This is a genomic window from aff. Roholtiella sp. LEGE 12411, from assembly GCF_015206995.1.
GTDB lineage: Bacteria > Cyanobacteriota > Cyanobacteriia > Cyanobacteriales > Nostocaceae > Komarekiella.
The window spans coordinates 1-9,943 of record NZ_JADEXR010000195.1 but is presented as its reverse complement, the minus strand read 5'-3'; the positions used below and the strand labels follow the sequence as shown (position 1 = coordinate 9,943).

Below are 9,943 nucleotides of genomic sequence, written 5' to 3'. Positions count from 1 at the left end.
CTCAGGTAATCCCAGTTTTGGGGAGTTACTTACCAGAGTCCGGGAAATGACCTTGGCGGCTTATGCTCATCAAGACTTGCCTTTTGAACTTGTAGTCGAAGCATTACAGCCAGAACGCAACTTAAGTCATACACCTCTGTTTCAGGTGATGTTTGAACTGGACAATACGCCATTGTCAGAGATGGAACTTCCAGGTTTAACTCTGAGTCCCTGGGCTACAGAAAATTCCACAGCGGCGTTTGATTTGATTTTATCTATGCAGGAAACGGCTGGTGGATTGGTAGGTTCATGGGAATATAACAGTGACCTGTTTGATGCGGCAACGATTACCAGAATGATGGGGCATTTCCAGACCTTACTGGAAGGGATTGTCGCTCACCCAGAACAGCGAATTGGGGAATTACCAATGCTGACGGCACCTGAACGCCAGCAATTACTGTTTGAATGGAATGACACGCACACAGAATATCCCCAACATCAGTGCATCCATGAGCTATTCGAGTCGCAAGTGGAGCGTACACCAGATGCAGTGGCAGTGGTGTTTGCAGACCAGCAACTAACTTACCGACAGTTGAATAACCGTGCCAATCAACTGGCTCATTACCTGCGTTCTTTGGGTATCAGACCGGAAGTGCTGGTGGGTATTTGTGTGGAACGCTCCTTGGAAATGCTAGTAGGACTGTTGGGGATACTCAAGGCGGGTGGGGCTTATGTGCCTCTTGACCCGGATTATCCTCAAGAACGCTTAAGCTTCATGCTCACAGACACTCAGGTTCAGGTAGTACTGACGCAACAGCGACTAGTCGAGAAATTACAAAAGCATCAAGTACAACTTGTTTGTTTGGATACTGAGTGGAACTTTATTCATGAGTTGAATGTAGACAATCCTATTAGTGGCGTGCAAGCAGCTAATTTAGCTTATGTGATTTACACTTCTGGTTCTACAGGTCAGCCTAAAGGTGTATTAATCCCGCATCAGAGTTTACTGAATTTAGTGTTTTGGCATCAACGGACTTTTGCAATTACCTGCCAAGACCGTGCTACCCAGCTAGGAGGCACAGCTTTTGATGCTTCGGTGTGGGAATTATGGCCTTATCTGAGTGCAGGAGCGAGTATTTATTTAGTACCATCGGATATTCTAGGTTCACTCCACGGTTTGCAAGATTGGTTGATTGGGCAGCAAATAACTGTCAGTTTTGTCCCGACACCGTTAACAGAGGGTTTGTTATCTCTGGGATGGAATCATGATTGTGCTTTGCGAATCATCCTCACTGGTGGGGATAGACTGCATGATTATCCTTCGGCGACGATTCCGTTTAAGTTGGTGAATAATTATGGGCCGACTGAGAATACTGTGGTGACGACTTCGGCTATGGTAATGGCTGCTCAACAGCAAAATACTTTACCTCACATTGGTCGTCCAATTAGTAATATTCAAGTTTATATTTTGAATTCCCATTTGCAACTTTTACCCATCGGTGTACCTGGAGAATTGCATATTGGTGGCAAGAGTTTGGCGCGGGAATATCTCAACCGTGAAGAGTTGACACAAGAGAAATTCATCGCCAACCCCTTTAGCAATGACCCAGAGGCAACAAGGCTGTACAAAACTGGAGACCTAGCTCGTTATCTGCCAGATGGCAATATTGAATACATAGGACGGATTGATAACCAAGTAAAAATTCGTGGTTTCCGCATCGAGTTGGGAGAAATCGAGACAGTACTGAACCAACATGAAGCAGTATTGCAGACTGTGGTAATTGCCCGTGAAGATATTCCCGGCAATAAACGCTTAGTCGCCTACTTAGTCACCCATCCAGAACAAACACCGACCATTACCCAACTGCGACAATTCCTCAAAGAGAAATTGCCAGAGTACATGATTCCTGGGGCTTTCGTATTCTTGGATACCTTACCCCTGACCGCCAACGGCAAAGTAGACCGCCGCAGTTTACCAGCACCGGATACCTCTCACAGAAGTATAGAAACTGGCTTTGTTACACCACGCACTGCAACTGAAGAGATAGTAGCCGCCATCTGGTCAGAAGTTCTTGGGTTGCAACGACTAAGCATTCACGACAACTTCTTTGAATTGGGAGGACATTCCTTACTTGCCACTCAGGTTATTTTTCGCTTACACGAAGCTTTCAGTATAGACTTGCCCCTACGCAGTTTGTTTGAAACGCCTACCGTGGCAGGTATGTGTCAAGCCATCAACCTTATGGGTAAAGCAGATACTTTCGACGCAATTGGCGTATATGCCGCCACAGATTTAAACGCCGAGGCTGTTTTAGACCCAAGCATCTGTCCCAAAAACTTACTTATTGAGTATGTAACCGAGCCTAATTGCATCTTGTTAACTGGAGCAACGGGCTTTTTAGGAGCTTTTTTACTTCATGAACTCCTTGAGCAAACTCAGGCAGACATCTATTGCCTAGTACGTTCTTCCAATGTTAAAGAAGCTAAGAAGAAAATTGAAAACAACCTAAAATCTTATTTGCTATGGAATGAACATTTTAGTTCCAGAATCATCTCCATTGTAGGAGATTTGTCTCAGCCACTTTTGGGTCTTTCCTTTGAGCAGTTTCAAATGATGGCAAGTAAAATCGATATTATCTATCACAATGGCGCGTTAGTTAATGCTATTTCCCCGTACTCTGCACTCAAAGCAACTAATGTTTTAGGAACACAAGAAGTCCTTAGATTAGCGACTCAAATTAAGGTGAAACCTGTGCATTTGATTTCCAGTCTCTCTGTTTTTTCTTCAAATAGTTATTCTCAGGAGCAGGTAATCCTAGAACAAGACAACCTCGAACGCAGTGAAGGTCTTGACGGCTACGGTCAAAGTAAATGGGTTGCTGAAAAGTTAGTCATGATTGCGCGTTCCAGAGGTCTTCCTGTATGTATTTATAGACCTGGAAGTATATCAGGGCATAGCCAAACAGGCGCTTGTCAAACAAAAGACTTCATCTGGATGACCATAAAAGGCTGCATCCAACTCGGAAGTATTCCAGACATAGACATAATGCTGAGTTTAACTCCTGTAGACTATGTTAGCAAAGCGATTGTCCATTTATCGAGGCAGCCAGAATCACTGACGAAGGCTTTTCACATAGTTAATCCCCACTCCATTCATTTCAGCAAACTTATTGAGTGGATGAAATCTTTTGGCTATCAACTTGAGCAAATTTCATATGAAAAGTGGAGAGCAGAGCTAATCAATGTTACTAACTGTTCTTCAGAAAATGCTTTATATCCTCTTGTCGATCTTTTTGATGGAACGATATCTGAAGAGCAAATGCCTGACCAAACAAAACAGCCACAGTTCGGCTGCCAAAACACGCTGAATGGGCTTGCAGGCACTTCAATTATTTGTTCAACAGTCAATGCTGAGCTGCTTAGTACTTACTTTTCATACTTCATTCGTAGCGGTTACTTAAGTGCCCCTTCTCCGATGATTGCGTTTGGATAAGCCTTATTTCAAAGCAAACAGTTGGCAAGGAGAATCGTAAGTTGAATTAAGGAACGAAACCGAACAAACTCCCGGAAATGTTGGGTTACCTTAGGGGAAAGCTGCTCCTACTTTCCTTAACCCAACCTACGCTCTTTAAGTTTTTTGGCTCTAACACCAAGCATATTGGATTAAGAGTAGACATTTGACCACTGTTAGGAATTGTTTTTTATTCACTCTATGTAGGAGGAAGGAATAGGAATGACCAAATATGCTGCAACTCTTGAACTACGTAGATTACAGGGATTCATGATTATCTGGTTGGGACAATTTGTCTCGCTCGTTGGTTCAGGACTTACCACCTTTGCCATTGATTTATGGGTTTATCAACAAACTGGTTCGGTTACTCAGTATGCCCTCATTGCTTTATTTAGTATAGTGCCTCCTATCTTGGTATCACCTGTTGCCGGGGCATTTGTGGATCGCTGGGATCAACGTAGGATAATGATTCTGAGTGATAGTGGTGCTGCTGTGGCTACTCTGTTTATTGCACTGCTGTTCTTCAGTGGTCACCTCCAGGTTTGGTATATATGTGTTGCCGTATCTGTCATTTCAGTTTGCAACGTATTTCATAACCTAGCCTCTAACACTACTATTACTTTATTTGTCTCTAAGAAGCACCTTGGCCGTGCCAGTGGCATAGTACAAATCGGGGAGTCATTAACAGAACTTTTCATCCCAGCACTGGCAGGAATACTGATTTTGACAATTCACATGCAGGGCATACTCTTAATTGATTTCGTAACTTATTTCTTTTCTCTTGGTACACTCTTAATTGTTAGGTTTCCCAAACGCAAAATTACAACCACAAATACTATCGGAGCTTATCAAGGGATAGGCTCGCTAAAAAGTGATGTGATCTATAGCTGGAATTACATCAGCGCATATCCCGGTCTATTGGGGCTATTACTGTATTTTGCTGCCAGCAACTTTATTATAGGAAGCATCAGCATACTTCTGATACCTATGCTTCTAACGTTTGTTTCCTCCGCAACAGCTGGTTCTATACTCTCCATCGGTGGTATCGGAACGTTAGTAGGTAGTCTTGTCATGGGCGCATGGGGAGGACCAAAGAGGCGTGTGTACTGCATTTTAGGATTTGGAATATTACTAGGAGGTTGCATATTTTTGGCTGGTTTGCGTCCCTCCGTAACATTGATCACAATAGCAATTTTTGGAGGTTTGTTGTGTTTTCCTTTGATTGCTGGCTGTAGTCAAGCTTTATTACTGAGCAAAATAGCACCTAATGTGCAGGGACGAGTCTTTGCTTTGCAGGAAATGATAACTAGCTCGTCCTTAACACTTGCCTATCTCTTTGCAGGCCCCTTAGCTGACTATGTATTCGAGCCACTTTTAGTGAGTGGTGGCCCATTATCTGGCAGCATTGGCAGGATGATAGGCGTTGGACCAGGGCGGGGCATTGGATTATTGTTTATATTGTTCGGAATACTTCAAATAATAGTAACAATTTATAGTTATTTATACAAACCATTGCGATTTATAGATGACTGCTAAACGCTAAAAATTTCAGATATATGAACCTATCCTACTATTTTTTAAATTGTTAATTCTGGTCGTCAAAGGTGCCTAAAAATCTTGATTTTTCGATTCAATTTCTTAATCAGTTTAATGCGGTATCAACTAAATAAGTCGGCGTTAATAAATTAATCTATGTAACGAAGTTTAGAGTCAGCAAAGGGCTTATAAGTGAATCGACCCAAATTTTTTACAAATCTTAACATACCTTAGTTTTATCGTGCAGACTTACTTACGATTACCTCAAAAGTCCAATGAACACTTTATTTAATAAGGAATTAGCATCATGAAAATTGCCCAAGCTCCGTTAGAGAATTGGTTACGCGACTACTACTTTACTAATGAAATCGATATTAGTGGTAGTGGTGTAGAAGATTTTTCAATGGCCGATCTGCGCCAGCTAATTGGTTTCAAGCAAGAGGAATTTGATCAGTTGATTTTCCATGACAGTCCTTCTCTAGGAAGTTTGGGATTGCGAAAAGCGATCGCCCAACGCTGGGGAAACGGAGACATCTCACAAGTCATGGCCACTAACGGTTCGAGTGAAGCCATATTCCTAGTAATGAACGCACTATTAAAACCTGGTGATGAAGTAGTAGTTTTAGACCCTAGTTACCACTCTCTTGTTCACATCGCTGAATCTATTGGCTGTCAACTAAAATATTGGAAATTAAGATTTGAGCAACAATTTGCTCCCGATTTTGAGGAGTTAAAAAGTTTAATTACTCCAGATACACGCATGATCATTGTGAATTTTCCTCACAATCCTACTGGAGTATCAGTGAGTGTAGAACAGCAAGCAGAATTGATTAACTTGGCAGATAAAATAGGAGCTTACCTTGCATGGGACGCAGCATTTATTGAATTAACATACGAGACTCCTTCACTTCCTGAAGTTACTTTGTTATATGACAAAGCCATTTCATTTGGCACTTTATCTAAAGCTTACGGTTTACCAGGATTAAGAGTTGGTTGGTGTTTGGCTGCACCTGACGTATTAGAAGAGTGCATTCATTTACGTGACTATATTAGTCTTGCGCTTTCACCATTAGTTGAAATAGTTGCTCAACGTGCTATTGAAAATGCAGATTGTCTTTTAAATATTCGTCGTCAACAAGCTCGCATTAATCGCCAAATTCTCGCGGAGTGGTTTGAAAATAATCAAGAGTTTGTAGAGTGGATTAAACCACAAGGTGGAGTAACTGCTTTTCCACGCTTCCTAGGTATTTCAGATATTGAGGCTTTTTGCCATCATCTGATCAATCATTATGGAGTTTTACTTTTACCTGGTACTTGTTTTCATCATCCAAATCATGTGCGTTTAGGATTTGGTGGTTCTACAAGCAAGCTAGAAGCTGGTCTTTCGCATTTGTCGAAATTATTAAAGATTTATCATTCCAATACCCAACTAACACACAGTTAAAGGAGTAAAATCATGTCCAGGCTTGTATTAACTAATCAAGAAATTAGTGATATTCAATCACTACTGAAAGATATCACCTCAAAATACAGTAATGTAGAAGATATTGATTTTCTTCAAGAGGCTTCTCTATTTGCACATGAACTACCTTGGCGAGTCCGCGAGTTCATCAACAATTTTAAATTAACTGAAGACATGCCAGGGAATGTCATAATATCAGGCTATCCGATTGATGATTCTACAATTGGTTTAACACCAAATCATTGGAAATGGAAAGCTGACACTTCACGCACTCTAGGGGAGCAAATTTTACTTGTATTATATGGCTCTTTGTTGGGAGAAGTTTTTGGTTGGTCTACTCAGCAAGATGGATATATTGTGCATGATATATTTCCCATTAAAACTCATGAAAATGAACAATTAGGATGTGGAAGTAGCCAAACACTATGGTGGCATAACGAAGATGCTTTTCATCCTTACCGAGCTGATTATGTTATCTTTATGTGCTTACGTAACCCTGATAAAGTTGCGACAACTTTTGGAAAATTAAATGTAGAGCAACTCAAGTATGAACAGATTCAAATGTTGCTAAAACCATATTTTTACATCCGTCCAGATGAATCTCATTTAGAAAAAAATGAGTCAGATGTCAGAAAGGAATCAAGACAAAAAGAAGCAGAAAACTTAGTTAATTTAGCTTATGAAAAAATCAATAAAATGAATTCAAATTCAGGAAATAAGATTTCGGTTTTATTTGGCTCTCCTGAATCGCCATATTTACGTCTTGACCCCTATTTCATGGATGAATTAAGAGATAAGAAAGAAGCTCAAACTGCTTTGGATGCCTTAGTTAGGGAAATAGATAGAAACATTGAACCCGTTGTTTTGCAACCTGGAGATTACTGTTTGATCGATAATTACAGAGTTGTTCATGGAAGGAATCCATTTCAAGCTAACTATGATGGTAAAGACCGATGGCTTAAACGAGTAAACATCACAAGAGACCTCAGAAAGTCAAGAGATTCAAGAGCTACAAGCACATCGAGAATCATTTTGTAGATATCAAACAAGAAAACAAGAAGCTAAACATTCAATACGGTTCGGTTAAGATCCCCCGGCCTACGGTGACACCCTTAAAAAGGGGAAAAAAGAGGGTTAAAAGCCCTGATTGTTAAGGGGGGTTGGGGGGATCTTCAAAAGATTAAAACGTTAACCGAACCGTATTGGCTAAACATTTAGATTCATGTCAGTAAGTTCTGAATACGAACTTATAAGTAGTTGAAAAACAGGATTGATTTTGTAAAAAAGAGAGAGAAATTATGACTACCACACAGAATGGCATATCTCAAAACTTCTGGAGCGAATTTGTATCGACAATATGGGAGAAAGAAGAGTTAGCTATTAAAGATTCTTTGATTCGTATTCCTATAGTTTCAGATGATTTATTTAACCTACTTGTTAACGAATTTAATACTGCTGATGATGTACATAGAAGAACGCGATTTTGTATTGGATTTAATGAGCAAAAACTCAAAAAAGCAGATATTCTTTTACCAAGAAAAGAAGATAAATCATTCAATAATTACAATGAGAGAATTCGCTCTCTACTTAATGGGCAGGATTATACATTAATTATTGATGCTATTAGGGTAAATGACACTCTTTGGGATTGGACTTATGAATTTTTGCAAAGTCTGTACACAGAATTAGGCTACGTGAGTTACGGCCATTTTTATTCTGTATTTTATGGAAATTATCAGGTTACTCCGTTTTCTGTACACATTGATCAAGAAGGTGCATTTTATTTTCCCATAATAGGTGGTAAGTCAATGAGAATATGGACAAGAGAATTTGCCGATCAACATCCTAAGCTCAAGGGAGCTAAAAATTATCAGGACTTTCTAGAAGACTCTACTCTCCTCCAATGTGAGGCGGGAGGAATGATATATTGGCGTTCAAATCGATGGCATGTTGGTGATTCTAAAGGAGGGGATGTTTCCATAGTTATTGCTGTTAATCCTGACGGTCCTGTTGTGCGTGGGTTATTAGAGGTTCTTCATCAAGAAATAAAAGATTTATATGGAGATTCGATTAAAGGATTTTTCTGGAAAAAAATTACTCGAGCATTGATTGAATGGAATGAAGTGGTTGAAGAAATAAAACTGCTCAGTGGGGATGATTACAAGAATTACCCAGCTAGTCCAATACTACGAGCCTCGATTTACTTCTTATCGTTTATATTATCGATTGTTCCCAGTCAAAAAATTACTGGTAAATGTTTTTTTAATCCTGATGATTTGCAAGGAAGTGCGGAACAAACTCCTGAATCAATTCAGTTAGCAGCTAAGAAGTTTAAATGGTTTGTAGGCTCTAAAATTATGGAACGAGCGAGTATAAAACTATGGTTGACTATGCTGACTTCTTATGGATTTTTCCCATTGTCAGCACCTGAAATTATGTCCGATAAAATAGAGAATTTGGAAAGTGATGATTATATTCAGATTTATCCTAGGCGTGTAATCTTATACAGAATTATCGACGAATATGAAACTTTTATATTTGTTAATGGAATTGGGATAAGTGTTAGTCCACATCCAATTTTTCCGATATTAATTAGAAAAATAAATTCTGGAGAAGTTCAAAGTGTAGCAGAAATATTGGAATTTTCCCGCACAGTAATTGCTGAGAGTAATAGTAAAAATTGCCAGATTGAAGATGTGTGCAAATTTTTGGATAGTTTATTACTATATCGTGGTATCCAAATTATCCCTGTTTTATCACTCACTGCCAATACTCAATAGACCTCTTGCAAAAAAGTTTTGTGGTATTGTTACGGGTTGACTAAATATAAGATTTACTAGCTGTGTGAGGCGTTGTTGCACGATTAAGGAAAATGGTAAATTATACCTATCCAATATCCCTTCTCTACTAAAGACCCTGACAACCTGACTATGAACACGAAAGCCAAAGCCAGGTATAAAGTTAGTAATTGGGAATCCTACGATGCGGCACTCAAGCAACAAGGTAGTATTACTTTCTGGGTAAGTGAGGAGGCATTAGTGAGAGGTTAAGACAAAAAATATTTTGTCAATTAGTAACTTGGCTGAAAATTTGCTGAGATATTGAGTTTTAAATAAAACTCAATGCTTGTTTTGAATGCAAAAACGAATGATGCTTTTAAATATGACGCGATCGCACGCCCAAAAATTCTGTTGATTAGCCCCATTTTCAGCATGATTTTAAGTACTATTGCTTATTGACAAAATGTTCATCACTTTAACCTCTCACTTATGGTGAGGAGGTGGTAGAGCAATGGCGCAATGAAAATAAAGTTGTATATTCGGCATCAGGGAGCATCTCACTTTTTGAAGTGGCTCAAACTGACAATAATCCATTGAGGTAAGCAGAGCGATGAGCCAGGACTTGAGGAACATTTTCTCGTTTCCATTGTGCCCCAGAAATCTTTGTTCGACGGT

The 9,943-nt window shown here is 39.6% G+C and carries 5 protein-coding genes; all 5 read left to right on the top strand.

What is annotated here, in order from left to right:
* Positions 1-3,472, top strand: a 3,472-nt coding sequence (locus IQ246_RS26645) for a non-ribosomal peptide synthetase (protein WP_194006308.1), incomplete at its 5' end; no start/stop codon positions are given.
* A gap of 240 nt (positions 3,473-3,712) precedes the next feature.
* Entirely contained in the window at positions 3,713-5,026 is a 1,314-nt protein-coding gene (locus IQ246_RS26640; RefSeq protein ID WP_194006307.1) for an MFS transporter, read from the top strand.
* A 307-nt stretch (positions 5,027-5,333) separates the two neighbouring features.
* Positions 5,334-6,470, top strand: coding sequence for a capreomycidine synthase (gene vioD, locus IQ246_RS26635; protein WP_194006306.1), 1,137 nt, complete (start codon positions 5,334-5,336; stop codon positions 6,468-6,470).
* A 12-nt stretch (positions 6,471-6,482) separates the two neighbouring features.
* On the top strand, positions 6,483-7,526 hold the full coding sequence (gene gntD, locus IQ246_RS26630; RefSeq protein ID WP_194006305.1) for a guanitoxin biosynthesis L-enduracididine beta-hydroxylase GntD: 1,044 nt from the start codon (positions 6,483-6,485) through the stop codon (positions 7,524-7,526).
* Positions 7,527-7,786: 260 nt separating this feature from the next.
* Positions 7,787-9,268: a hypothetical protein gene (locus IQ246_RS26625; RefSeq protein ID WP_194006304.1), complete on the top strand. Its 1,482-nt coding sequence runs from the start codon at positions 7,787-7,789 to the stop codon at positions 9,266-9,268.
* Positions 9,269-9,943 lie beyond the last annotated feature (675 nt).